The sequence below is a fragment of the Devosia elaeis genome, from assembly GCF_001650025.1.
Taxonomy (GTDB): Bacteria; Pseudomonadota; Alphaproteobacteria; order Rhizobiales; family Devosiaceae; genus Devosia; species Devosia elaeis.
Genome location: NZ_LVVY01000042.1, coordinates 1 through 2,020 on the forward strand (window position 1 = coordinate 1; position 2,020 = coordinate 2,020).

A 2,020-nucleotide genomic window follows, 5' to 3' on the forward strand; every position below is an offset into this window, starting at 1 on the left:
AAGGATATGGATGCCATACTTTGTCAACAGGACCTAGGTTGAATGGTGCCAACCCTGCCGCTACGCCGCTTCCGCAGCGTCGTGCTCCATCACAGATGCCTCCATGGCAATCCCATTCCGCAAACCGTCGGGAAGCTGGCGAAGAAAGAGGCGCTCGCTGCTGAACCGCGCCAACGCAGCCTCTGCCTCCGGCGGCAGATCACCTTCGCGGCCGACCGAGCGCCAGTTATGCAAATCGAGAAGTTCGTCTACGATCTCCTGCACGAAATGGGTAGGGCAGCAGAGCCAGCCCAACAAGCGTCCGCTCATCGGGTGCATGATGCAAAAGAATTCGAAGTCATCCTTCGTCACCAAGGCGTTGACGATGGCCAAGCCGCCCTTGAGGCGTGCCTTAAACACCACCTTGTTGAGCTTGAGATTGGTTACCTGAAACGTCCCATTTCTCCATTTCACCATTCGGAAATCCTTACGCATCCGTTTCCACCTAGAAGGCTTTCCAAGAATCGGAAGCCGTCACTTGAGAAAAACGGTCGCCCGGAAAAACGCATGGCACAACCCAATAATCCTTGTCGGCAATGGCTAGATCGCAGCGGAAGCGTAATTTGCGAAGAATAGGACCCTTGATTCTCAGAGCCGCATCCGGAGTCAGAAATACTTCCGGCTGCCTGTGCGAAGTGCGTCCATCAGGCGGTCCCGTCAAAACGGGAATGTGGCCCTGCGGGAGGATATCCTACGGAGCGGGCGGCAGGCCGCGGTTCCGGCGCCGTTATGACTATTGGTTCAAAACAGGCGGATGGAGGGACACATCCGGCGCGGGCAATTCCGTTCAACCGAATGAAGGCGGCCGAGGCCGAGCGGGAACGGAAAGCCGAGGCCGCAAGAAATCATGCCGGTGCAACGAAGCGGGCGGTCCAGATACAGCGGATTGTGGCGATGCTGACGGATGCGTTGACGGGGTGGCGCAAGGCCCGCGAGCATGTGCTGGCGCGGTAGCGTGGCCAGGTGGAGCAGGCCGCGCGTACGCAGCGAGGACCAGGACGCGGGCGCGGCGGCGGGACGATTGAGTCGCTGGACGGTCTGCTGTATGATTTCTGGCAAGGCAACCACTTTGCCAGGCAGGACATTATTTGGTTGCAACTCGGGACAAGTTGTCCTATGTTGCACCCAACATGGCCGCCCCCACTGCATCTTTTAGATGTACGGGGCGGTCTTCGTGTTTTATGGTAAGTTTTTAATGAGCACTTACCTTAAGCCGTACCTCCCTCCCGCACAGCAAGTCGCGCTCCTACAGTCCCGGGGCATGGTCATTACTGACCAGGTCAAAGCAGAAGAGTGCCTTTCCCGCATCGGATACTATCGGCTTAGTGCCTACTGGTATCCCTTCCGGGAATCACAGCTGGTGATGCAGGCTGGGCACCAGTTCGAGGTCGTGGGCGATAATTTCAAGGCCGGGACCACCTTCTCCAGTTGTCTCGAGCTATATGTTTTCGACAAGAAGCTGCGCATGCTGGTGATGGACGGGCTGGAGCGCATCGAGGTCGCCGTCCGCACCGACATCGCGTTGCTGCTCGGTCAACATGACCGCAACGCACACCGGCTCGGGACTCTACTACACGGCAACTTTGCCAAGAAGGTTAACGTCAACACCGGCCTCACCGGCCACCAGAAGTGGCTCGACAAGCAGGACAGTCTTTTCCGGGACTCCAAGGAAGAATTCGTCAAGCACTTCAAATCGCGCTATCCCCAAAGCCACCTGCCTATCTGGATGGCCGTCGAGCTGTGGGACTTCGGCATGCTGTCGCACTTCTTCGGCGGCATGAAGGTAGCGGACAAGGACCAGATTGCCGCACTCTACCAGGTAACGGACGGTCAGACGCTGGAATCGTGGTTGCGCAGTCTCAACGTCATCCGGAATATCTGCGCCCACCACAGCCGCTTGTGGAACAAGCCACTGGCCATCACGCCGAAGTGGCCTAAGGGGGCTGCTGCGCGTCAAACAGGGTGAGCCTCAGCGTCAATC

3 protein-coding genes are annotated in these 2,020 nt (G+C 58.0%); 2 read left to right on the top strand and 1 reads right to left on the bottom strand.

From position 1 onward, the window contains the following. Positions 1-60 precede the first annotated feature (60 nt). Complete coding sequence (locus A3840_RS01710) at positions 61-474, bottom strand: hypothetical protein (RefSeq protein ID WP_067450938.1); 414 nt, start codon at positions 472-474, stop codon at positions 61-63. A gap of 294 nt (positions 475-768) precedes the next feature. Between A3840_RS01710 and A3840_RS19380 the strand changes: the two genes are divergently transcribed. Together A3840_RS19380 and A3840_RS01715 are read left to right on the top strand one after the other, a co-directional pair. Further along, entirely contained in the window at positions 769-993 is a 225-nt protein-coding gene (locus tag A3840_RS19380) for a hypothetical protein (RefSeq protein WP_131798212.1), read from the top strand. A 307-nt stretch (positions 994-1,300) separates the two neighbouring features. After that, positions 1,301-2,005 (top strand): Abi family protein, encoded by a 705-nt coding sequence (locus tag A3840_RS01715; protein WP_165603103.1) that lies wholly within the window; start codon positions 1,301-1,303, stop codon positions 2,003-2,005. The last annotated feature ends 15 nt before the right edge of the window (positions 2,006-2,020 follow it).

Excerpts from the sequence above, each read along its gene's own strand:
- A3840_RS01710 (WP_067450938.1), bottom strand. The coding sequence starts at position 474 with ATGCGTAAGGATTTCCGAATGGTGAAATGGAGAAATGGGACGTTTCAG.
- A3840_RS19380 (WP_131798212.1), top strand. The coding sequence starts at position 769 with ATGACTATTGGTTCAAAACAGGCGGATGGAGGGACACATCCGGCGCGG.
- A3840_RS01715 (WP_165603103.1), top strand. The coding sequence starts at position 1,301 with ATGGTCATTACTGACCAGGTCAAAGCAGAAGAGTGCCTTTCCCGCATC.